This window comes from Candidatus Enterococcus testudinis (assembly GCF_002140915.1).
GTDB classification, from domain to species: domain Bacteria; phylum Bacillota; class Bacilli; order Lactobacillales; family Enterococcaceae; genus Enterococcus_D; species Enterococcus_D testudinis.
Genome location: NZ_NGKU01000001.1, coordinates 1156724 through 1180721 on the forward strand (window position 1 = coordinate 1156724; position 23998 = coordinate 1180721).

The following is a 23998-nucleotide window of genomic DNA, read 5'->3' on the forward strand; positions in this document are numbered from 1 at the left end:
TCCTTTTAGTGATCGTTAGAATCAACTGCTTTTTTTTGATGGTCTTGTTCAGTTAGTACCCCATCTTCCATGACCAATACGCGATCGCAATAATCGATCAAACGTGTGTCATGGGTAACCATGATGGTTGCTTTGTCTTTTTCTTTGGTTTCTCGTGCCAATATCTCGACGACTTCAATGGCTTTCTTAGAATCTAAACTTGCGGTAGGTTCATCGGCCAAAATGATCGTAGGATCATGATAAAGGGCGCGGGCAATGGCGACTCGTTGCCGTTCCCCACCAGATAAATCTTCTGGATATTTATTGACTAAGTCAGCAATCCCTAATTGTTTAAATAACGCTTCACCACTTTGCGTTTGGGTGTTTTTACTGACTTTATCGACTAATTGTAATTGTTTTTTGACCGTAAGGAAAGGCACAAGGTTCGAAGCTTGTAAAATAAAGCCAATTTCTTTAAAACGAGTGGCAGCCCGCTGTTTTTCTTTTTGTTCACTGAAGGACTCTCCGTTGATCAAAACGTGTCCTTTTGAAGGTGATTGCAGACCACCGGCGATCGTCAAGAAGGTACTTTTACCTGATCCTGAAGGACCGATGATGGCCACAAATTCGCCTTTTTCAACGGAAAAATTGGTTTCTTTCAACGCTTCGATGGTGGTATCGCCATCTTTGAATGATTTTTCTACTTGTTTAAACTCGATTGCACGCATATTATTTTCCTCCTATCCAATGGCTTTCAACGGATCGATTTTGACGATGGTGCGTACTGAGAAGAAGGCACCGATTATGGCGATCACGATCATCAGTAGACTCAACACGACATAAAATAGCCAATTGATTTGGAAAGGGACGCTTGCCGGAAGAATCAGCGCGGTGCCAAAGGTGACCGCAACGCCTAGCAGCACACCGCAAGCAGCCAATAAGAAAGTCTGTGCAATCACTGAATAGGAAATATAGCGGCTGGAGATTCCTTGGGCTTTCATTACCCCAAAAATATCAGCCTTTTGCATGGTTAATACGTAAATGAAAATCCCAATCACAATTGCAGCGATCACAATCAAAAAGCCGATCATAAAGCCAAAGGTCAATACTTGGGCACTGTATCCTGGCAATTCATTGATAAAGTCGCTGATTGGTGTGGTCACCAAATCATCTGGAAGATCATGGACATCTCCACGAATCACAATGGCGTTGATTCTGGCTTGGTCACTGTCATCTTGGGTCTCGAAACGGATTTCTTGATAAGCCCCAATAGACGTATAGAAGACAGGGGCCACGTTAAAGCGAGCATCATCGGTAAAGCCGACAATCGTCAATTCTTTGTCGCTACCGGCCAATTGCACCGTGTCACCGATGGCAAGTCCATATTCATCTGCGACACTGCTATCAGCTACCGCTTCATCGTCCGATGAAAAAAGGTCGCCTTCAGTGATATCTGGTGTCAAAAACTGATCGGGATCAATGCCAAAGAAACTGACATTGATCTTTTCTTGACTGTCTTCTTTGGTCACGACACCAGCAGTTTGCGCCAGCAGCGCTTTTTCGTCAGCGTCGATTTCGTCAAACGTACTTCTAGGAATCATTGACATATTGAGATTGTCATTGGCCTCTTCTGTTAAAACGATTTGCGACGCATCCCATTTGTCGACAGCTGTCCGATTATCTTGGGCTAAACCATAAGCCAACCCCGTTAAGAAAAAGACCAGATAAGCAATTAAAAACATGACCCCTGCGACAAGGGCATAACGTAATTTTGAATGGCGTATTTCATTGATTGCCAAAAACATAAACATTCCTCCTATGATTTTATCAAGTGATAAAATCACTGTATCATGTCGGTTCATCAATGAGAAATAAATTGCTTGATTCCTTCGATAAATAGTCAATCATTATTGTGTTGATTCGTTAAATAAAAATTGTTTTTTTGCTGTGAAACTGAGATAATAAACTGAAAAAAGGAGGGGTTTAAGTGAAAAAGTCATTGTTGGTTCTCTCACTGTTGTTTGTTTTCTTTGTCGCTCCGATCACGGGTCAAGCGGCGTCAAATCCGACTGTCACGTACCAAAGTTCCTTGCAAAAATCGGGTTGGCAAAGTTGGCAATCAAATGGCAAGACTTCGGGGACTACGGGTCAAAATAAGCGTTTAGAAGCGATCAAGCTAAAAATCAGCAATACAAAGGTTAATGGCAATATTGAATATAAAGCTTATAGCCAAAAACAAGGTTGGGACAAAACCTACCGCTCTAACGGTACAGTTGCGGGGACGACTGGCAAAAATCTGCGGATGGAAGCAATCCAAATTCGTTTAACGGGGGATCTAGCCAAAAAATATGATGTATATTATCGTGTCAATATTCCGCAATATGGCTGGTTAGGTTGGGCCAAGAATGGCGCACAAGCTGGCAGCTCTGGGTTGAGTTTTCAGGTTGAAGCCATACAAGTGAAATTGGTCAAAAAAGGCAGCAAAGCACCGGGCAGTGTCACCAATCCTTTTCACAATGGCACCAAGAAATATGTCGATTCTAAAGGAAATGGAACGATTAAAGGTTCTTCTGCCAAAATTTTCCATTTGCCCGGCAGTCAATATTATAAACAAACCACCAAACCAATAAAATATTTCAAAACTGAGGTGGAAGCGGTGAAAGCCGGTTTTCGACCAGCAAAATAAATCAACCAGTCTGCGGACTGGTTTTTTTGATTTGCTGATATATACTGTTGAAAGATTCTTCAAAGGCTTGGAGATCGTTGATTTTCTGAGTGATTTCCGCTAAGCCTTGGCTGTTTTTTTGGTAAGGCAGCCAAAGCTGGAAACGACGATTTGTGACATATTTATTGGCAATATATTGATAAGCTTCTTGCCTCAATTGATCTGGATGATTGATGCCTTTGACATGGAGGGCATAGCTCAAGGTGCGGGTCAAAATCCGTTGGAAATCCAAATCTCGGTCAGCCTCAGCAATAATTTTACCGTATATGGATCGCGGTTCAGTGGCTAATGAGGCACGATGATCTTCCACTGCCTCCCCAATCAACTGAATGCGCGGACCAGAGAAAAACTGAGGCAAATGAGGATCTGCCATAACAATGGCTTTCGACGTCGCTTCATGATTTTTGCGCCCGTCACGCATGCCAGTATCATGATAGGCCGCAACTGTATAGACGATATCGAAATTCACATGTAAGTCTGTCGCAATCTCAAAACTGTTTTGGATTACTTGGTATACATGTTCTGGAGAATGACTTGGATCAAATGGCAGATAGAGCGGAATGATCTTCTCTTCAATATAAGCTTTCAATGCCGGATTGATCACAGTACTGCTCCTTCTACGTGGGTCATGCCTAAGGGGTTGCGGCAAGCGCCAAAGCTGGAATACTTGGCAGTTAATTGTGCTTTCAACCATGGCAAATAACTGATAGTTTTGGTCGGATCGCCAGCAGCTGCCGTTGTGATACGCAGCCATGCTGGATCGTCGGTATTGAGATCTTTCGAATGCGTGAGCACCTGCCAACACTGAATGATTTCTTGTGGACAAAGGTTGCCAGCCATAGAAGACAAGCCGTTGAAGCCCAGTTGGACTTTTTGGATCAACTCTTGCTCCCCACCAGCATAAAAACGAAAGTCAGCAGAGAGGGTGGATGTGATTGCGGCAATTCGCTGCACATCGCCGGCTTCCTTCAGGCCAATAACACGCGGATCTTTGGCGAGGGTATACAAGCTTTCCACACTCAAATCAAAACCGGTACGCCGCGGATTATTATAGAGGATCACAGGCTTGTTCGCTGCTTGGATCAGACCCTTTGCATAAGCAATGGCTTCGGTTTGCGTAGGACAAAGATAGGGAGGGAATCCAAGTACGATACCGCTGATACTTGATCTCGCTATATGGGCAGCTAATCGTTGGGCTTCTTGGTAGCGAATGGCTGCAACGCCAAAAAGCAATTCAACCTCTTCCGAGAATCTAGATTCAGCAGCAAGTGCATCGATCAAGCTGATTTTCTCTGTGACCGTCAAGCTGTGTTGTTCACCTGTCGAACCGCAGATCAAAAATGAGCGAATCCCTTCTTCTTGTAAACGAAGGATATGATCGATGGTCGCTTGCTGATCCAGTTGTTCGTGGGCATCAAAAGCAGTCGGTACAGCAACGTGTAGTGTATGTGTCAGTGGGTTCATGCGCATCACCTTTCAGTAGTCAAAATTGTTTTCTTTTTGCCAGTGTATCAAATGTTGGTGTTTCCGAAAAGAAAATAAAAAAATATGGTTGCGGTTTCAAATTGAACGTGTTATTATGCAGTTAATAAACAGGCATGTGACTGGTAATGCAGGCAGGACCTATGAAAGCAAAAGGAACCTTTGGGTTTTTTGATTGTTTTTTTAGGTGCTGCCTGTTTTTTTCTTTGTTTGGCCGACAAAGAAAAAATCAATCAAAAGGAGAATGAAGGATGAATACAAAGGAAACGGCAAAATCCGTCGTGGCGTTGGTTGGCGGAAAAGAAAATATTGCACATTTGGAACACTGCTCGACACGGTTACGCTTTACATTGAAAGACGATGCACTAGTGCAAAAGGACCAATTGGAAAAAGTCGATGGTGTGATTGGTGTACGTCAAAACGTACAATGCCAAGTGATCATCGGGAATGATGTAGTTGAAGTATATGATGAAGTCATGCACGTCTTAGGTCATCAGCTAGATAATAGTGGTGCAACCACAGGCAAAAAACAATCTTGGGGCGCTGTTTTACTGGACTTCATCATTTCTATCTTCCAGCCATTGATTCCAGCAGTGGCAGGTGGCGGTGTCTTAAAATCAATGCTCTTATTGGCCTCTTTGATTGGTATATTGGATAATCAAAGTCAAACCTATCAAGTGCTGAACTTGATTGGCGGCGCGCCATTATACTTTCTGCCGATTTTGGTGGCAATGACGACTGCCAATAAATTGAAGGTCAATCAATTAGTTGCAGTTTCTGCTGTAGGTGCGTTGATTTTGCCAGATATGACAGCAATGCTGACTGAAGGCGCAACATTCATGGGCTTTGGTCTGCAAAGTATCGCCTATGCATCGCAAGTGTTTCCAGCAATCTTAACTGTCTTGTTTTATGCACAAATCGAAAAATGGTTTACCAAATTTTCACCAAAACCGATTCGGATTTTCTTTGTGCCAATGATGAGTTTGCTGATCACAGTTCCGATTGCGTTGTTGATCTTAGGACCTTTGGGCTTTCAGGTAGGCACTGTCTTTTCAGCAATGATTATTTGGTTGTATGAACAATTGGGATGGGTCGCTACTGGATTGTTGGCTGCCGTCTTGCCTTTGATGGTGGTGACAGGCATGCATAAAGCGATGATTCCTTATGCTGTATCTTCAATGAGCGAGCTTGGCGCAGAATTATTGTACTTGCCGGCATCATTGGCACATAATATTGCTGAATCTGGGGCGTGTTTTGCAGTAGCCATTCGTACGAAAGACCAACGATTACGCTCAACAGCGATTTCAGCAGGTATCTCCGCTCTTTTTGGTATTACTGAACCAGCGTTATATGGGGTTACGATTTTACACAAACGGGTGTTATACGGTGTCATGGCCGCAAGTTTGATCGGCGGAACAACAGCCGGGATTTTTGCCATCAAAGGTTTTGCATTGGTGGGACCAGGTCTTGCCAGTATCACGATGTTCGTTGATGAAGCAAATCCGATGAATTTAATCTGGGCTTTCGTTACACTAGGGATATCCTTTGTCGCTTCGTTTGTTTTCGTCTTGTTCTTGTTCAAAGACAAAGTTGCTGAACATGACGTGATTATCGATACAAAATCAGAAGTATTATCAAAACCGATCTCTGGTCAAGTCGTTTCTTTAGCTGAAGTCAATGATGATGTTTTTTCAAGTGGAATGATCGGTGAAGGCTTCGGCATTATTCCAGATAGCGGCGTGTTGGTCGCACCTGAGGACGGTGAAGTGACCATGTTATTTGAAACCAATCATGCCCTTGGCTTAAAAACACAAAATGGTGCTGAACTATTGTTCCATATAGGTTTAGACACGGTGCAATTGGCCGGCAAGCACTTTACTCCGGATGTTCAAGCGGGTGATGTTGTGAAAAAAGGTCAAGCGTTGATCCATTTTGATCTTCAAGCAATCAAAGACTTAGGATACGATCCAACAGTGATCTGTGTGGTCACAAATAAAGAAAACTTTGTGATCAAACCAATCGAACCAACCGCAGGTAAGTTGCAAGATGATGTGTTGTCGATCGCACCTGTCCTGTAATCAAATAGCTGCACGATAAATAACGATAAACAAAGGAGAACTACAATCATGACGAACAGTGTATTCCCAGAAAATTTCTTATGGGGCGGGGCTATAGCCGCTAATCAAGTAGAAGGAGGCTGGAACTTGGATGGTAAAGGTTTATCAGTAGCCGATATCGCTACCTTTAAACCAAATGTGGATGTCAAAAACTTCGCTGCGCATATGGATGTGTCGGTCGCAGCTGTCCAAGAAGCAATTGCTGATGAAACAGACACCATTTATCCAAAACGACGAGGGATCGATTTTTATCATCGCTATAAAGAAGATTTGGCACTTTTTGCCGAGATGGGTTTTAAAGTCTTGCGCTTATCGATCGCGTGGACGCGCTTATTCCCAACTGGTGAAGAATCAGAACCGAATGAAGCTGGCGTTGCCTTTTATCGAGACGTCTTTAAAGAAATGAAGCGACTAGGTATTCAACCAATCGTGACATTGTCTCATTACGAGATGCCTTTAGCACTGAGTCTAAAACATAATGGCTGGGTCGATCGTTCAGTGATCGATGACTTTGTTCGTTTCGCAACGATTTGTTTTGAAGAATATAAAGAATACGTGACCTACTGGTTAACATTCAATGAAATTGACAGTATTCATCGTCATCCATTTACCACAGCAGGAATCATCCCTGAACAAAGTGCGTCAGGGGAAGCAGAGCAAGACATCTATCAAGCACTGCATCATCAATTTGTAGCGAGTGCGTTGGTCACAAAAGCGGCTCATGAAATTAATCCTGACAATCAAGTTGGTTGTATGATGACCAAATTGATGACCTATCCATTGACCTGTGATCCTTTGGATGTAGAACTGACTTTGAAGAAAAATTTAGAAAACGACTTCTATGCAGATGTACAAGTCAAAGGTGCATATCCACGTTTGATTGAGCGTGATTTAGAAAAAAGAGGTATCCATATCGAAATGGCCAATGAGGATCGGGCGATTTTAAAGAAACACACTGTGGACTTTTTGTCGTTTAGTTATTATATGTCAATGGCAGAATCTGGTGATCCCAATGCGGAACGAACACCAGGCAATACCGTTCTAGGGGTCAAAAATCCCAACTTGCCTTCGACTGAATGGGGCTGGCAAATCGATCCCAAAGGATTGAAAATTTCTTTGATCGAATTGTATGATCGCTACCAAGTGCCTTTGATGATCGTTGAAAACGGTATGGGGGCTGTTGATGTGCTTGAAAATGGGCATATCCATGATCCTTATCGCATGGATTATTTCAAAGCGCATTTCCAACAAATGCAAGAAGCCATTGATGAAGGCGTTGATTTGATCGGGTACACCAGTTGGGCCCCGATTGATTTGGTCAGTGCAGGGACTTCTCAAGTATCTAAGCGATACGGCTTTATCTATGTTGATGCCGATGATGAAGGCAACGGCACCTATGACCGCATCAAAAAAGACTCATTTGAATGGTACAAAGAAGTCATTGCAACGAATGGTGCAAGTTTAGCAGAATAATCGTCGAGGAGTGTAGCGGCATGATCCAAATCAAAAAAGTACTAAATTCAAGTGTCGTGTTGGTGGATAACCAAGGACAAGAGATGATTGCGTTGGGCAAAGGTATCGGGTTTGGTAAGAAGAACGGTGACGTGATCACAGACACGGATATTGACCAAGTCTTCTTGCCAATCACTGAAAACAAGTCCAGTCAATTCGCAGCATTGGTGGATGAGATTCCATTGCACTACTTTGAAATGACCAAAGACATTGTTAATATTGCAGAAAGACAACTGCCCTATACGCTTAACCCAACGATTTATCTGACTCTATCCGATCATTTGCACTTCGCAGTAGAACGGCAGCAAAAAGGCATGAGTATGACCAATCGATTGTATTGGGAAATCAAAAATTACTATGCTGCAGAATTTGAAGTCGCGGAAAAAGCGATGGCACTCTTAGCCGAAAAATACCAGATGGTTCTGCCTGATGAGGAAGCATCGAATATCGCATTTCATTTGATCAACGCCCAAGCAGGAGAAGAGAATCAAGATGGACTAAAAAAAGCCAAGTTGATCAGTACGATCGTTAATTTGGTGCGTTACACCATTCAGCAAGATATGGACACAAATTCAATTCACTATAGTCGGTTCATTACCCATGTGCGGTTTTTTGTTGATCGTTTCTTTATGGATGATTTGACACAAGAAACGGATGAAGGATTATATCGGCAGATGTGGGCTTTGTATCCCAATGCAATGGATATTGCTACCAAAGTCAAAGCGTATTTAGACCAAGAATTTGACACAAAGATTCCTGAGAATGAAATCGTCTTTCTAGGTGTTCACATCAATCGATTGATGAACCACTCAGCTATCGGAAAATAAACAAAAGACCAGTATCTGCAGATGCTGGTCTTTTGTTTATGTAGAAAAAGAGATGAGAAACCTCACTTGATGCAAGTTTCACTCTTTGGCAAAGGGATATTCTTTTCGATCCGGTATAACACCACGCACACCGCCTCGCGGATGTTCCACATCTCCGTCGTAGCGAGGAATCAAATGATAATGGAAGATCGTTTGTCCCGCGGATTCGCCGCAGTTGAAGCCAATGTTATAGCCAGTGGGTTGGTGAAGAGTATCCAGCAATAATTTTGCTTCCTCAAGGAGTTTGCTGAGGGCGATTTTTTCTTTCGAAGTCAGCGCAAAGTAATCTGTGCGATGCGCTTTAGGAATCAGTAGTATATGACCTTTGGATACAGGATAACGGTCTTCGATTACGAAGAATAGCTCTGATTCGATCAAAGTGGTTTGATTGATGCAGAAGGGACAGGACATCTGTCACACACCTTTCTGAATATATCTGATGACGAACGAATATTTGCTTCTTTCAAGTATAACAGCCTCATTCCTTAGGGACAATCTATTCTATACATCAATCGCTATCGCCTTTTTTGTCGGCATTTTTTTTGTGAAACAGCAACTATTTCTTTGATCGTTGAAAAAAATGAATGTTGCTTTTCTTTCCTTCTCGCTATACTAAACATGACGAAAAGTACCATCAATGATCAGACATCGTATGATCAATCGTTAACAGCGATAGAGAAGAACAATTTTTTTCATCCGTCATCCTTTTGGATCATCGGGGTGAAAGAGGACTGCGGTTCTACAGACCAACATCATCATTTGGATACAAATCTAATCAAGCAGTAGTGGTTGTTCTTTTGTGAAAGATAGATCAAAGGAAGTGAATTTTATCGGTGCTTGATCTATGTGAGGAACTGACGGGTACCCTGATAAGCAAGCGTACTGTAATTCGCAGTGTTCAGATAGTAGAACACATTTTAGTGAAATATCTTAAATATATATTTTTACAAATGGCATCCGAGTTTGTTTTACTATTTTTATTTATTTAGCAAAAAATATAGATTTGTATCGATTTGTTTGATAAGCTAATTGCAGCATATTTTTTAGGGAATCATATGTTGATGATAGGCACCACGCACCTCTTTTTGACTGTACAAAATGATGAGTAGGTGATGAATCTGAAAGAATCCATGAAAAAGAGAGGGAATCTTGACGAAGCAGGCTTTAGCCTTATTGAGGTCATAGGCGCGATCGTCATTTTGGGTATCTCTTTCCTCTTGATTGCCTCGTTGGTGATCCAAAACAACTATGCAATCAACTTCAATAAGCAGCAAGAAGAAGCGATTGCAGCGCGGGAAGATATTAAGGAATGGCTGCTCTATAAAGCCCAAATTCAAGACATAGCAAATTTAAATCCTTGGGTATTTACAGAACCGTCACATGCTGAATCAACGGCGATGCAACAACGTAGAAATCACTTGGTCGTTGATAATACAGGTATTCAATATGCACAAGGACAACCGTTATATGGAGAAACACCCATCGACATTGAAGATGATTTAAGAGGAACATTTATTCGGAAAGTCGAATATAAATTTGATGGTGATGAATTGCCAGAAAACTTAGCCTATTCAGAATATGCACCTTTCTATATTGGACACTATTTGTCTGAAAACGGTGAAGCTACAGACTATCTCGTGAAAATTTTGGTGGAACAAGACACCACCAGCGCTGATTTCGATCCACGAAGGCAAGGCGTACGGTTGATTATACAGATTTATGGCAAAGCCAGAGGGGATTTACTCACGGAGACGATTCTTAATTGGGTGATTGAATACTGATGTGCATTGAACACGTTTTTGCGGTGAGGAGGAGAAGGATGAAGACCTACATAGCCGATGAAAAAGGAATATCAACTGTAGAATTATTAGGGGCAGTCCTTATTTTTGGCATTGTCATCGCGATGTTTTCAAGTACCTTACATCTGATTGTACAAGCATCTACCTTACAAGGACGGATCGTGCGTTATCAACAAATGGCCAATGAGATCGTTGCACAAACAGAAGGCATTGCAAAAACTAATGGTATTTATGAACAAGCAGGATATTTGGGCAAATTTGATAGCTTGAATTTTCATGAAGAGCATATTTTGAAGGTGATACCGGAAGGAGCGTCGGGAGAAAACATGACTGATCAAGGAAGCAGTCGACTGATGCTGACAGATATCAATGATACGACAAATAGTCGGGGACGTTATTATGACACCAAGGATTCAAACATAAAATTGAAACTCATTCAACAAAAAAATGAAAATGAAGTTACTCGTACACAATATTACACAGCGAATTATCGAGATACATTTACGATTCAAACAAAAGTGCTTCTGATATTCTACACAGGTGATATCAATTTTTCCGATTACTATGACTATTCAACTGGTTGGTGGCAATTGGCGGATCTTTTGGCAGACTATCAAGAGCAGGCAATCTATCATCGAGAATTTTCGATTCAATACAGAGATGATGAAAAGGCAAGAGGAGGGGTTCCGGGAGATGGGCGATGGTAATCAAAAAGAGGCAGGTTATGCACTCGTATATGCACTTATAAGTATTATCATCGCCTCGTTAATCATTGCGCTAGTCTTTGTCATGGCGCGCAATGTGCATTCGCAAATCAAAATCATCGATACGCTGAGCAATATCCAAGACGTTCAAGAGTATTCGCTACAAAAAGCAACACAGCAAATAAAGAAGCAAATTGATGATGGTTTATCAAAGTTGACCTTGATTGATTTCGGAAATGATGAAAAAATCATCGAAGATTTGGTGGCATCTTGGGTACGATCATACGAACTCTCTGAGTCTGATATTGGATCGGCGCACCAATTTGATTATCATGTCAAGCTAAAGGAGATTCAGGCGACAAAAACATTGCCCTATTTGTTAAATACGAATGTTGGAGAACATGGTTGGGTTCAGTCGAATAGTTTCGAGTCTGATAAGACGAATATTGAGTTTACCTTTACATTAGAAACGAACGTCACCGCGAGGGGTGCAGATACGCGGAAAGGAACGGCTTCTGCTGCGTATGTCTATGAGATTCAATGGGATGAATATGATGTTGAGGATGTTGTCACGCATATGGATATTTGGCGTTACATTTTCTATGCGTATTATTTGCCCAATGATGCACAGCGGGTATCAGCTGATGATTGGATCCGTAAGATGTATCAAGTATATGACTATCAACAAGTCCGCTCGACTTTTGACTATGCCAATTACGATGAAACGCAACCAGCTACCTTTGGCTACACAGGAAGTGTCTTGCAAGATTTCAGAGATGGCTATTTCTTGGACTTCTACAGCCGACCGATTGTCAACGACTTACAATTCGAAGGATCTTTTATTTTTAATCATGGTATCCAACTTGATGGTAGGCAAATGGGCAATTTGTTTGTTCGAAATATGTTGTCTATCCGAAATGATGGAAGTGCACCGCCAACGAATGGCTTGCACTTGATCAAGGATATAGATGTGCAAGCAAGTGTGGGGATGTACGTCGATCTTGGCAGCCAAAGAGGCAGTCGCCTCGTTGTATCTCAGGAGTCATCCAGCTTAATGGCAGGGAACTTGTGGTTGAACAATAGCAATAGTCAAGAGAATGCGCAGTCGCAAGAAGGCATGTTGTTTGGCGCAGGATATCTTACTGTGCAACCGAATACGAGTGGAAACAATTTCCAATTTAATCATTATATCACTGACGTGACGAAATCAAATCCTCGTGATAGTGCTTGGGATCAATTCACCAGCGGTTCATTTGTGATGACAAGCAGTAATTTTTATGCGGGGCCAATTACTGAAGGAACGATTGTACATACTTCATCAGATACAGTACGTCAGATTGATATTCAAGGGAATTTTATGTTGTCAAATGCAAGTATCTCTAGCAATACTGGTATCCGTGATTTTTCTTATTTTACACAAAACAATGGTATCACCGTTCCTCATGCACCTTCCACACTTATCTTAGAAGGGCGCAATACCTTGATGCAAGTAGCCGGAATGACCTTTATCGATGCACCAAAAACGGTCCGTCGACCGTCACTAGCAGAAGCCGGATCAACAGAACATTTTGATGCTTATTTCTATGACGAAAAAAGTTGGAATCAGATTGTGCTCAAAGATGGCGCACAATTGGTTTTGGATTATACAGGTGTGGAACCCTTTGTTTTAGAAGTGGATCGAACAGCCAGTTTTTCAATGAAATTATTGCCAGGATTGGCTCTCTTCGATCCAACATTTTTGAGTAATGGGCAAATGAATCATGTGTTACAAGGACGTGTGATTCTTGAACCCTTTCATGCTGCTGATCAAGCGAGTTTACAAAGTCAGCTAGATCTTTTGGGTATCAGCTATTCTCTTTGTGCACATGCCAGTGAAGCGGTTGAGGGACAAATATCGATTGTCGAGAAAAGCGGCGGTGCAAGTATCGGCAGCAATCAAATTATTTCTCGGACTTTTGATTATGTTCGTACAATCAACTATTGAAAGGAGGTTGCCTAATGGCGGAATCAAGTGAAAGAGCGGCCCGCAAAAAGCCGAAAAGACCTTCAAGAACTTCAGAAACCAGCAAAAGATCCACATCGAGCAATTTATTTGATTTAGTGATCAGTTCGGAGATCTTATCATTGATTCCGCGTTCTTTTGCAAAGCAGCACAGTGTCTATCCATTAGAGAAGAAAGGCAATCGCTTGACCGTTGCAATGGCAAATCCAGGGGACTATGCGGCAATCAATGAAATGCGTCTCATCACAGGACTGTTGATTCGTCCGCAAAAAGCCCACAACGCGGATATCCAGCAATTGATCGTTCGCGATTATCCTTCTGAAATCAGTTTAGATGGATTGAACGATTCTATCATTGACTCCATTGATCATGAAGCAGACTCAAAACTGGATGATTCGCCGATTGTTAAACTGGTCAATACATTATTACAAGATGCTGTTGATCGAGGGGCAAGCGATATTCATTTTGACCCTCAAGAAAAAGGCTTAATCGTTCGATTACGGGTGGATGGTGAATTGCGTACCCACGAGAATCTGCCTAAAAACATCCAAACAGGTGTCGTTTCACGATTGAAGATCATTTCATCATTGGATATCACAGAAAGTCGCGTACCCCAAGATGGGCGAGCAATGATTCGCAACAGTGGAAGTATCGTCGACTTAAGGGTTTCGGTTTTGCCAGTCATTCATGGCGAAAAAGTAGTTATCCGGGTATTGGATCGTTCCAGCGGCATTCGTCGCTTAGATGAATTTCGGTTTGAACCGACTGTACTCAACACGTTTAAATCAATATTGCATAAACCCCATGGCATTATCTTAGTCACAGGGCCTACAGGGTCTGGGAAATCTTCTTCGTTATACGCTGCACTTCAGGAGTTGAATACACCTGAGATCAATATTATAACTGTTGAAGATCCAGTAGAATTCCAATTACAAGGCATCAATCAAGTGGCGGTCAATAGCAATGTCGGCTTGACCTTTTCGGCAGGCTTGCGTTCTATTCTAAGACAGGATCCAAATGTGGTCATGGTGGGTGAGATTCGAGATGGTGAAACTGCTGAAATTGCGATTCGCGCATCAATGACCGGGCACTTGGTCTTATCAACATTGCATACAAACGATTCTGTCAGTACGATCAATCGTCTGGTTGACATGGGGGTTGAACCCTTTCTTGTTGCAAATGCACTAGAGGGCATCTTGGCCCAAAGGCTTGTTCGAACACTCTGTTCTTCTTGCAAGAAACTGGCGCGGGCAAGCGATCGAGATAAACAGTTGTTCGAACAGTATGGCATCAAAGTGACAAAACTGGCGCAACCAGTGGGGTGTCCAAAATGTGCTAATACAGGTTTCAAAGGAAGGATGGCCGTTCAAGAACTGCTCACGATCGATAGTGGTTTGCGGCGAATGATCACGAATAAAGCGACCAATGATCAATTGATGGACTATGTGCAAGAACGAAAGATGCGCTTTTTATTGGATGATGGACTAGACAAAGTACAGCAAGGATATTCAACTATCGAAGAAGTATTGAAAGTTGTGAGCGAAGAAGACTAAAGGTGTCTTTTTTTGAAGGAACATTCTTATACGTAATCAAGAGATAAGACGCATCTCCACAGGCACATTGAGATGCGCTCATAGAAAGGGGCAGTGATGATGGAACGTACGAAAATAGCAGCAAAAGAACGTAATGCAAACCCAAGGATGCCAAAAGAAAATCGCACCCGTATCCGTGAGAATCGAGCGGTCAGAGAAAAAAATCGCACCCGTAACCGATCGTCAGAGTCAGATTATCGTGTGTCGACACGGGAGAGCATTGAGAAAGTCGAACGTCAGGTGCAGGGACAACCAGATGGAAACTATAGCGAAACAACAACTGCAGATCCATCAGTTATTTCCTCTTTCTCAAATATGGCCCCTGCAGAACGAATCGATCATTGGCTGAAAATCGCTGTCGATCAGAAGGCTTCTGATATCCATTTAGTAGAAGGTGTCCCGCCAATCTTTCGACGACATGGTGATTTGCTCCCGATTGAAGGTGTGCCGACAATTGATACGAAAGATATCGAAGCCATCGCAGAAGTATTATGTAATGAGCGGCAATGGCAAGAATTTACCGAAAAAGGCGAAACAGATTTAGCCTATGAGTTGGGCGCTATCTGTCGGTTTCGGGTCAATATTTTTCGCCAAAAAGATACGGTGTCCATCGCGTTGCGTCAGATTCCGATCGAGATACCAAAACTGAGTAAATTAGGTATGCCGTCAGTCTTACGCACGCTGATCCATAAGAGCCAAGGATTGTTCTTAGTGACTGGACCGACAGGATCTGGTAAATCCACAACCCTCGCAGCCATGTTGGATTATTTGAACGATACCAAAAAGACGCACATTCTGACATTGGAAGATCCAATCGAGTATATCCACAATCACAAAAAAAGCATCGTTGCCCAAAGAGAAGTCGGCAGTGATACGTTATCATTCGGCAATGGCTTGCGGGCAGCGTTGCGACAAGATCCTGACGTGATTCTAGTCGGGGAGCTGCGGGATTTTGAAACGATTTCCATTGCACTGACTGCTGCTGAAACAGGGCATTTGGTTTTGGGTACACTGCACACGTCAAGTGCACCAGCAACAATCGAACGGATCGTCGATGTCTTTCCAGCAGATCAGCAAACGCAGATAAGAACACAGTTGGCAGGGGCTTTGATCGGCATTTTATCGCAGCGTTTATTGCCAACGTTAGACGGTAACGGGCGGGTGGCAGCCACTGAAATGATGCTCAACACACGAGGAATCGCCAGCTTGATCCGTCAAGCGAAAACTCATCAGATACACAATATGCTGCAAATGGGAAAAAACGAAGGCATGCATACAATGCGCGCCTCTTTGGAGGATTTGGTTGCAATGGAAAGAGTGGAAGCCGATGTTGCGGATAATTTACTGGAAGAAGGGAGCGAATAGTCGATGGCATTATTTGCCTATCAAGGCACCAATGTTAGAGGCGAATCGTTTTCTGGCAGCTTACGTGCCAATTCAACAGTGGAAGCCCGTCAAAAATTACGTAAGAAACATATAAAAGTCAGCAACTTGATTGAACAGCCGGAAACATTGGCAAACAAAGAAATCCAACTATTTACCAAAGTGTCTCTCAAGTTGCTGGTTGGCTATTTACGCCAATTTTCCACGTTGATTTCTTCTGGCATCACAGTCGTTGATGCGTCAAGAATGTTGGAAGAGCAACAAAAAAATCCCAACTTCAAGAAAATACTTGGTGAGATCAGAGATGAGATCGATAGCGGACGCCCTATTTCAGAGGCCTACAAAGAGTATCCAAATGCCTTCCCGACACTGTTGACCAGTGTGATAGCAGTGTCTGAAATGTCTGGATCACTAGAAAGCAATTTGAAAGATATGGCTGATTATTATGAAAAGAGTTCGGAGAGCCGCAGCGGCATCATCACAGCCATGGTCTATCCGATTATCTTGGTTATCTTGACCTTTATCGTAGGGATCATCTTATTGGTGATGATCGTGCCCATGTTCGTCGAAGTATTTGAAGGATTTGATGCCGAATTGCCGGCGATTACGGTAGCAACAATGGCTGTCAGTGACTTTCTTCAAACGAGAGGTTGGATCCTATTGATCTTTATCGTGGGCGGTGGATTGTTCTTTTGGCTCGCTAGGCGGAATGAAAAATTTAATTTCGCATTCGAGAGCTTTCTTTTGCGCATCCCCTTAGTAGGGGACATGATCACGAAAAACAGTTTTTCATTGTTTATGACAACGATGTCGACTCTGTTAAGCAGTTCAGTCGGCATGGTGACCGCGCTGAATATGAGTCGGGACGTCGTGGCTAATCAGTACATCAAACGCATTATTGATAACTGTGCCTTTCAAATTGAAGAAGGCGGAAAAATGAGTGATGTGTTTCGTGGCAACACTATGGTGCCCATGCTGGTGACGCAGATGGTTGAGATCGGTGAGCATACCGGCTCGCTAGAGGATATGTTAAAACGCTTAAGTATCATCTTCCAAAAAGAAGTGGATGAGACAAGCAAGCGGCTTAAAACGATCATCGAACCGATTGTCATCTTGGTGATATGTATGATCGTAGGATTGATCGTGGCCGCGATCATGATCCCTATGTTCGATCTCTTTAGTGCAATCCAAGGGTAATCTTATTTGGGTATTAACAAGTCATCTAGACGACTTGTTTAATATATATATATGAAAAAATAGGAGGAGTAAATAGAATATGATTGATGCAATTTTAGTTGAAGAAACAACAGAAAACCGGTTCAATAAATTAATGAAGGACGAACGAGGCCTATCTTTGGTCGAGTTGCTGGCAGTAGTCGTTATCTTAGCAATCATCGCTGGTATCGGGGTTATCGCTATCGGTAACGTGATCCAAAATACTCGTGAAGATGCAGCTGTCGCTGATGTACAGCAAGCTTACTCAGCAGCCGTTCTATATTTGTCAACAAACCGTAGTTTGAATGATGGAAAAGATGATGAACCGAAAAGAATATTTACATTGGAAGAAGTCATGGAGGACAACTTGCTTAACAGTACTTCATGGACAGGCACAGACACGGTTGAATTTTATATTGGAACAAATGGTGATTTAACAATGTATGTACCAGATGGCGTGTTAATGGCGGGCCAAATCCCGAATGATGAAGTTGGGGCGGAAGGGGCAGGTCAATCCCAAAACGAAATTAATGCTCTAACACGCGACAAACTATTTAACAAAAAAGAGGACTGAGAATTGAGACATATCGTCTTAATTCTCAGTCACTCGCAATATCGGTCATAACCATGACCTAAAACCAACAACTTCCGCATCAAGGAAAAAAGGAGTTTTTTATGAACGAAATAGTACAACATACCCCAATGGCCCTAATCATTGGTTATCTTTTCATCATAGGAATGTGTCTAGGTTCTTTTTTCCTTGTGGTTGGTTGGCGGGTTCCTAAGAAGGAATCTCTGCTGACGCGCTCACATTGTGATGACTGTCAAAAGCCATTAAGTGCAAGAGAACTCATACCGATTTTATCTTACATTTTTTTAAAAGGCAAGTGCCGTCATTGTCAATACAGGATTCCAGTGATTGCTGTTGTCTATGAAGCTTTGATTGGCAGCTTATTTGTGATTGCTACACTCCGATTTTGGGGTAGCGCTGAAGTGCTTGTCGCTTGGTCATTATTAGCTTTATTAGCCATTATTTCTGCCAGTGATAGTTTCTATCAGGTGATCCCCAATAAAGTGTTGGCACCATTTTTAGCTAGTGGTATCGGTTTGCGTCTGGTCCAGCCACAAAATGAATTGTGGTGGTATTGGCTTGTCGGTTTCGTTGCTGGCTTTTTGCCATTGTATCTTTTGGCAGAGCTGAGTAAGAAAGGGATGGGTGGTGGAGACATCAAACTATTTGCTGTCTTAGGTGTATATATTGGTCCATTGCAAGTGTTGAGTGTATTGTTTTTGGCTTCATGCTTAGCTGTGACAGTGTACGTGTTCCAAATGATCCGGGGAAAAACCAAAAGCCGCTACATCGCCTTTGGCCCATTTATCGCCATTGCTACGGGCTTTGTTTACTTGGCTAGCGGCTGGTTGTGGTGACGTGATAAAAAAAAGATTTGCTTGGTCGACTGGCCAAGTATCTACATAGAGTATTTAAAATTTTTACGCCATTGATGAGATAGAATAGAAAGCAGGTTTTGAAATGTTTGGTAAAAAAAAAACACCGCCTCGTATTGTTGGAATCGATATTCAGAAAAATTGTATTCGGTATTGCACGAAAAAAGGTGACCGCTTTAAATGTGGTGAACTGGTAGTCAACGGTACGATTTTTAAAGATGATAAGCTGCGCAATCCTGATAGTTTAGAAAGTGCCTTTGAACAAATTTCGAAAGCATTAAGGATTCGTACGATGAACGTCGTGATCAACGCGCCAAATGCAAAACTGCTAATCAAACAAGTGCCCATCGGGACGATGCGCACCGAAAAAGAAATCCGAGAGCATGTCTATTTTGAGCTGGGAGAATCCATTTCACTCCCTTTTGAAAAACCAATATTTGATTTGTTGATTTTAGGCCAAGGAAACAAGCAAGAAGTATCTAAGATAAATCGTAAGATGCAGTCATCGATTCTCACATTTCGCGGCAAAAAACAAAAAGTTGGAGAACCAGAAGCAGGAATCAGGCAGTCAGTCACACAAGATGCATCATCTTCTCAAGCAATCGTTATCCAAAGGAATCGATTCAGCATCAATGGACATGTTCCAGTTGCAGTCACCTCTGAGCCGATTTTGGTTCAAGTGGGTGAAGTGCTGAAAAAAGGAGGCCATCAACTCATGGGGGTCGATTGTAGTTTTTTGGCATATACGAGGATGTTTCCCCGTCAGATCAATTGGGGTGAAAATTTTGTCTTGATTGAAATGAATGCAGGTGTTGCCAATATTGTGTTTTTTGAAGAATTGGTCCCCATATATGTCCAATACGAAGATTACAATCAAGCGAATTGGAAATACGTTGAAAATCAAGAATCTGTGCAAGTATCCTTTCGGGAGAGTGCCGAGATTCAAGCGCTTGAAGGAATTGCTGAAACCATCAATTCGGTGATTGATTATTTTTATCGAGAAGTCTCGCCAAATTGTACATTAAGTAAGATCTATCTTGTCGGCGGGCATCCTATGCTAAGAAAAGAAGTTGAGGAGATATTCTCAGACATCACATCCATTCCTGTAAAGTTGTTAACAGTCAAAGTAAGTGAAACCAACCGTAAGAAAATTCCAGATCACTATGTGTTAGCAGCTGGTTTGGCGATGAAAGAGGTGTAGCCATGAATATCAATTTGTTGCCAAATCAGTTTATTCGCAACCGCGCTTCGGAGCTGATTTTTTTAGTTGCGATTATCGTGACGCTTTTGGTTGTCACGATTTTCGGATTGAGTTTTTGGTTTTACTTTATTCAAGTCAATAATTATCAAAGCAGTATTACCTCCACACAAGCGGAACGAATTGTTTTACAACGCCAACTTGAAGATTTGTCAGACGCAAAATCACAGGAGCTGCAACAATTTGTTATAGACTTGAAACAGCAAAAATACTTTACCGCACCTGTGATGGAAGCACTGGAAGAAGCTGCAGCATCTATCAATGTCACCATTATCTCTTACGATTTGCTTTTGAATGATGATCGGGCAGGTGGTGATATTGCCGAGGATGGGACGAGTCTATTTCCACATGTCAGCATGGTGGTACAAGGCGGCGTATATGATCACTTAGTTCATGTCAAAGAAGCCTTTGAGGAGATTCCGTGGGTCCATCATGTGACTTATCAATCCTTTACGCATGGGACACTGCCTAACCAAGGTCTGGTCACAGTGTATCTTTCAAAAAATAATGCACCACAAATTGAAGTGGAAAATGAGGAGGAAACAGATGACTAAAGTATTCTTTTCGAAAAAGCATCTGATTATTTCTGCCTCGATCTTTGTTGTACTCGCAGCAACAGTTACCCTCTTTTGGTTGTTTATGATCAGCCCTAAAAGGATGGAAGGAATAGAACTGGCACAAGAATTAGAAGGGGTAAAGTCGGAAGTAAGACAAATCAGTGATGCGCTGACTTATTTGCGAAATGAACCAGATTTATTGACTTCTGAAGGCGTTGAAGGCATACCAATCATTCCCAATGGTGTAGCAATTGCTACCTATTTTGATGAGGTGTCATCGATTGAACAAGATTTGTCTGTCTCCGTTTTACAATCAACTTTCCAAGAGGAGATGCTCTATCCGACACAGGAACATCAAACGAATGGCGCGACTGAGGTTTCTATGGCGACTCAATTAAGGATGATGCGCGTTGGTTTTGATCTAATTGGATCAAGTGATCAAGATATACTTGATTTTGTTGACCGTATGGAGAATTTGAATCGATTTTTGAAAATTGAATCGATAGACTACCGCAGATCGACCAATACTGCAGGGCTAGATTCTTTTTCAGGCAGTATAGTGATCAAGTTATATTATCTATCCAACTATGAAACAGGAAAAATGATACCGGAATGATGTGGAAACGCTGATGAGCAGAAAAGCAAGGGTACAATCAGGATTATCAAAAAGAGGTGAAAATCATATGAAACGGTTAGTACAAACCATTTTTTTGCTTTCCGCGACAGTAACCGTAGCATTAGTCATACATTTATATATGGGCAATGTTTTCGCGGATGGTTTGGTCATTTCTAAAGGCGACTTCGCGCTGAGTGCTGAAAATAAATGGGATAGGGAAAATGAAAGAAATTATGCTTCTATTTCATGGGATAGTTTAGGTGAAATCAGTCAAGGCGGTTATCGGTTGTTTGTTTCAGACAACCTAGGTGAGACGTGGGAAAATGTCTCGATGAACTATGGTGAAACAGTAAAGGTGCTAAATGTATATCCGGATATTGAAGGTAGTAATAGACTGAAAGAGTGGATGGATCAAGAACAAGTTGGCCTGGGCCTTGTCAATGTTACACCTATAACGATCACAGAATATAATAGTAATCCTGAAAAAATTTTAAGAGACAATAATAATGAGTATATATATGATGTCATATTTTTCGGGTCTTGGGACACGAATAATGCAAAAGATTTGAATACTCATTCAACGATTTCAACGAAAGCCTTTATGGACTCTGGACGAGGTGTTTTATTTGGTCACGATACAATTTGGACGAGTCGGGCAAATTTTAGGTCATTCCAAAATGATTTAGGGATAACTACATACAGTACTGGAACAAGTAATCCATGGGGTGTTGAATTAAGAATGGGGAGCTCCAAAGTACGGGTCATAGATAATGGTTACTTGATGAAGTATCCGCATGAGCTGGCCAATAATTTAACATTAACTATACCTTATACCCATTCTGCTGCTCAAATGTCTGGTGTTGGTACAAATCGGCAATGGTTAGAGTTTATTGGACCTTTTGGCCAAACATCTGCTGGGTCAAATGGAAATCATGTGACGGATCCTGTGTATGGTACAAACAATTTTTATCTTTTAACAAAAGGAAATTTAGCAATCATTCAAACAGGACATTCAAATGGACAATCGACTGAAGATGAAATGAAAATTCTCGTCAATACCTTGTATAATCTAGCTCAAGTCTCCTTTAATACGTTTGCAAGCGACTATACCGTCAAAGATAGTTTAGCTCCTAATAAACCCACATTGAAGGGGATTGAGGAAGGTACATTTGATCGTTTTTCTTTGGAAATCGACAGTCTTGATCAGGGGAATCGGTATCAATGGAAAGTAGAGGCCGATTATAAAGCATATGGTGAATTAACATCAGATATAGTACAAGAAGAAATCGTCAGCAATATTGCCGGTTACTTTTATCGCTTTAAAACAGATACTTATAACGAAACAGATTTTTTGAATGAAGTCGAGAATCTCAAAAATGAATTTGGTCGTATTCCCGAGAATAGGTATGATCTGTATGTAGCACCGCAAAATAGTGCATTAACTGAATACAATACGAAAGCCAATCTAACACTTAACGGGACAGACATCTTCAATACGTACGGAGAACAAGATTTGTCAATCATGGTATTGGCAGTGGATCGTGCCAACAATGTCGGTCAAGTGACGACTGCTCCTTTGATCGACTATATGCCAGAGTATCGAGTCACTGAAAGATACATTGGATTGGAGCAGCAGCTGAAACCTGACACCTATGTGATGTTGCGTAAGGGAGAAGCGTATGTCCAATCATTTCCAACGGCTGGCGAATGGATACCGTATGGGTATGAATATGCAGATATTTCAGTAGAAGAAGAGATAAAGAATACAACAGTGACGATTCCCGCTATGGATAAAAACTTCGTAATCACATATCGCTATTTAGCGCCAGTAGAATTACATGTGCGGCAAGTCATAGCTGATGCTAGTGACAAGTTGGCTATTCCTGATAAAGGACGCGTATCAATTGCCGGTATCCTTGATCAGACCTCTGATACAACCACGCAAACACAGTATTATATGGTTGAATCTGGTGTAGGGGATGTTCCTTATACAAAAGTGACGTATCCGAGACTGTATAATGAGCATGCCTCTGCGTTCTCACTGCACTTAGAATCACTGGTTCCTACTTTTTACGCCTATAAAGGATCCGTGGTTTCTACGGACAATAGAGTTCATACGGAAACCAATCTGATTGATGCCAAACCAGTATTTTTTTTAGATCAACCGGAACCCAGCGCTTACAATACGTTACTAGATTGGAAAAATCAGTTTTGGGTGACCTTATATATTGAACCAGCCCAATCAGACGGATCAATTCAGCTGAATGTCATCAATCAGCAGTTGCATATATATTATACCAATACGAGTCGTTTTACAGTGTTTATCAATGGAGAGAAATTCAAGGACTACGAAGTAGAAAACAAACCATCCGAAGAGGTGATAATCTTAGAAGTTCCTGTCAGCGAAATGCGTCACAAGATTACCGTTGAATATGAGAACAAAGAAGGCAATAAAGAAGTTGCTTATTGGAACAATCATTGGGACTTTGTTGATGACAATCGATAATCAGATGAATGTATCAAGTCAACACGAAGACCTATAGTTAATGGATAAAAGGAATAAAGAGAATCCAATGAATCTGAATAAACCACAAAAAAGCCTATGACATCCTGTGTTTTACTGACTCTGTCACAAGCTTTTTTGTGGTTGAATAAACAATTTTCCATATTCAGCGAAACGAAACAAAAAAAGTGTGCGTTTTCACTTGACTTAGAGTCCACTCCAAGCTGTATGCTGAAGTCAAC

At 41.7% G+C, this 23998-nt stretch carries 21 protein-coding genes; 16 read left to right on the forward strand and 5 right to left on the reverse strand.

What is annotated here, in order from left to right; genetic code table 11:
* Positions 1-5 precede the first annotated feature (5 nt).
* Positions 6-707 carry an ABC transporter ATP-binding protein gene (locus A5886_RS05530; protein ID WP_086274022.1) on the reverse strand — a complete coding sequence of 234 codons (702 nt, stop codon included), beginning with the start codon at positions 705-707 and terminating at the stop codon, positions 6-8.
* A gap of 12 nt (positions 708-719) precedes the next feature.
* Positions 720-1784: an ABC transporter permease gene (locus A5886_RS05535; protein ID WP_086274023.1), complete on the reverse strand. Its 1065-nt coding sequence runs from the start codon at positions 1782-1784 to the stop codon at positions 720-722.
* 182 nt (positions 1785-1966) lie between these two features.
* Between A5886_RS05535 and A5886_RS05540 the strand changes: the two genes are divergently transcribed.
* Entirely contained in the window at positions 1967-2665 is a 699-nt protein-coding gene (locus A5886_RS05540; protein ID WP_086274024.1) for a sunset domain-containing protein, read from the forward strand.
* Position 2666: 1 nt separating this feature from the next.
* Here A5886_RS05540 and A5886_RS05545 read toward each other — a convergent pair whose 3' ends face one another.
* The gene (locus tag A5886_RS05545) at positions 2667-3308 is read right to left on the reverse strand and encodes an HD domain-containing protein (RefSeq protein ID WP_086274025.1); all 642 of its coding nucleotides are present in this window, start codon (positions 3306-3308) and stop codon (positions 2667-2669) included.
* Entirely contained in the window at positions 3305-4168 is an 864-nt protein-coding gene (locus A5886_RS05550) for a dihydrodipicolinate synthase family protein (RefSeq protein WP_086274026.1), read from the reverse strand. Before A5886_RS05550 ends, A5886_RS05545 begins: the two co-directional genes overlap by 4 nt.
* Positions 4169-4437: 269 nt before the next feature.
* Here A5886_RS05550 and A5886_RS05555 point away from each other — a divergent pair, with 269 nt between their 5' ends.
* The 3 genes from A5886_RS05555 to A5886_RS05565 are packed head-to-tail and all read left to right on the forward strand — an operon-like array spanning position 4438 to position 8642.
* A complete protein-coding gene (locus A5886_RS05555) occupies positions 4438-6264 on the forward strand; it encodes a beta-glucoside-specific PTS transporter subunit IIABC (protein ID WP_086274027.1) in 1827 nt (608 codons plus the stop codon).
* Between the two features lie 48 nt (positions 6265-6312).
* Positions 6313-7776: a glycoside hydrolase family 1 protein gene (locus tag A5886_RS05560; RefSeq protein WP_086274028.1), complete on the forward strand. Its 1464-nt coding sequence runs from the start codon at positions 6313-6315 to the stop codon at positions 7774-7776.
* Between the two features lie 20 nt (positions 7777-7796).
* A complete protein-coding gene (locus A5886_RS05565) occupies positions 7797-8642 on the forward strand; it encodes a PRD domain-containing protein (RefSeq protein WP_086274029.1) in 846 nt (281 codons plus the stop codon).
* Between the two features lie 78 nt (positions 8643-8720).
* Here A5886_RS05565 and A5886_RS05570 read toward each other — a convergent pair whose 3' ends face one another.
* Positions 8721-9092, reverse strand: a complete 372-nt coding sequence (locus A5886_RS05570; RefSeq protein ID WP_086274030.1) for an HIT family protein — start codon at positions 9090-9092, stop codon at positions 8721-8723.
* Between the two features lie 701 nt (positions 9093-9793).
* Here A5886_RS05570 and A5886_RS05575 point away from each other — a divergent pair.
* The 12 genes from A5886_RS05575 (at position 9794) to A5886_RS05630 (ending at position 23759) form a co-directional block, all read left to right on the forward strand.
* Positions 9794-10462 carry a type IV pilus modification PilV family protein gene (locus A5886_RS05575; protein WP_086274031.1) on the forward strand — a complete coding sequence of 223 codons (669 nt, stop codon included), beginning with the start codon at positions 9794-9796 and terminating at the stop codon, positions 10460-10462.
* A 38-nt stretch (positions 10463-10500) separates the two neighbouring features.
* Positions 10501-11187 carry a prepilin-type cleavage/methylation protein gene (locus A5886_RS05580; RefSeq protein ID WP_086274032.1) on the forward strand — a complete coding sequence of 229 codons (687 nt, stop codon included), beginning with the start codon at positions 10501-10503 and terminating at the stop codon, positions 11185-11187.
* Positions 11174-13168 (forward strand): hypothetical protein, encoded by a 1995-nt coding sequence (locus A5886_RS05585; protein ID WP_086274033.1) that lies wholly within the window; start codon positions 11174-11176, stop codon positions 13166-13168. The genes A5886_RS05580 and A5886_RS05585 overlap by 14 nt, the downstream gene beginning before the upstream one ends.
* A 14-nt stretch (positions 13169-13182) precedes the next feature.
* Entirely contained in the window at positions 13183-14739 is a 1557-nt protein-coding gene (locus A5886_RS05590; RefSeq protein ID WP_256926157.1) for a GspE/PulE family protein, read from the forward strand.
* 99 nt (positions 14740-14838) lie between these two features.
* Complete coding sequence (locus A5886_RS05595) at positions 14839-16143, forward strand: type IV pilus twitching motility protein PilT (RefSeq protein ID WP_086274035.1); 1305 nt, start codon at positions 14839-14841, stop codon at positions 16141-16143.
* A gap of 3 nt (positions 16144-16146) precedes the next feature.
* Positions 16147-17358: a type II secretion system F family protein gene (locus A5886_RS05600; RefSeq protein WP_086274036.1), complete on the forward strand. Its 1212-nt coding sequence runs from the start codon at positions 16147-16149 to the stop codon at positions 17356-17358.
* 79 nt (positions 17359-17437) lie between these two features.
* Entirely contained in the window at positions 17438-17950 is a 513-nt protein-coding gene (locus A5886_RS05605; protein ID WP_086274037.1) for a type II secretion system protein, read from the forward strand.
* A gap of 101 nt (positions 17951-18051) precedes the next feature.
* A complete protein-coding gene (locus A5886_RS05610) occupies positions 18052-18804 on the forward strand; it encodes a prepilin peptidase (protein ID WP_086274038.1) in 753 nt (250 codons plus the stop codon).
* A 103-nt stretch (positions 18805-18907) separates the two neighbouring features.
* Positions 18908-20023: a type IV pilus biogenesis protein PilM gene (gene pilM / locus A5886_RS05615; RefSeq protein WP_086274039.1), complete on the forward strand. Its 1116-nt coding sequence runs from the start codon at positions 18908-18910 to the stop codon at positions 20021-20023.
* Positions 20024-20025: 2 nt separating this feature from the next.
* A complete protein-coding gene (locus A5886_RS05620; RefSeq protein ID WP_086274040.1) occupies positions 20026-20634 on the forward strand; it encodes a PilN family protein in 609 nt (202 codons plus the stop codon).
* Entirely contained in the window at positions 20627-21253 is a 627-nt protein-coding gene (locus A5886_RS05625) for a hypothetical protein (protein WP_086274041.1), read from the forward strand. Before A5886_RS05620 ends, A5886_RS05625 begins: the two co-directional genes overlap by 8 nt.
* Positions 21254-21320: 67 nt before the next feature.
* Positions 21321-23759 (forward strand): DUF5057 domain-containing protein, encoded by a 2439-nt coding sequence (locus A5886_RS05630; protein ID WP_086274042.1) that lies wholly within the window; start codon positions 21321-21323, stop codon positions 23757-23759.
* The last annotated feature ends 239 nt before the right edge of the window (positions 23760-23998 follow it).